The following is a 508-nucleotide window of genomic DNA, read 5'->3' on the forward strand; positions in this document are numbered from 1 at the left end:
GAGGTTTTTGGCAAGATCCACAATCTTTACAGGCTCTCCCATATCGAGAACGAAAATCTGACGCCCTTTCGCCAGTGCCCCAGCCTGAATCACAAGCCTTGATGCCTCGGGAATCGTCATGAAATAGCGGGTCATTGCCGGATGTGTTACTGTCACAGGGCCGCCTTTTTCAATTTGTTTTTTGAAAATCGGAATGACGCTGCCGCGGCTCCCGAGTACATTGCCGAAACGGACAGCGACAAATTTGGTACTGCTGACTTTTCCAAGATTCATAATAATCATTTCCGCGAACCGTTTTGTCGCCCCCATTACATTGGCTGGGTTCACCGCTTTGTCTGATGAAATCAGCACGAATGTCTCAGTTCCCGACATATCGGCTGCTTCCGCGACATTTTTTGTTCCGATGATATTGTTTTTGACCGCCTCTTCAGGATTGTGTTCCATTAAAGGGACATGCTTATGGGCAGCTGCATGGTAGACAACATGCGGCTCGTACTTTTTCATTAAG

At 47.6% G+C, this 508-nt stretch carries 1 protein-coding gene; it reads right to left on the minus strand.

Annotated elements, in window-relative coordinates; all coding sequences use genetic code 11:
• The coding region (locus RVS70_RS22045; RefSeq protein ID WP_321134851.1) for a polysaccharide biosynthesis protein at nucleotides 1-508 on the minus strand (508 nt) is incomplete at both ends.

Source organism: Virgibacillus sp. M23 (genome assembly GCF_034190895.1).
In the GTDB taxonomy this organism is placed as follows: domain Bacteria; phylum Bacillota; class Bacilli; order Bacillales; family Amphibacillaceae; genus Virgibacillus; species Virgibacillus salarius.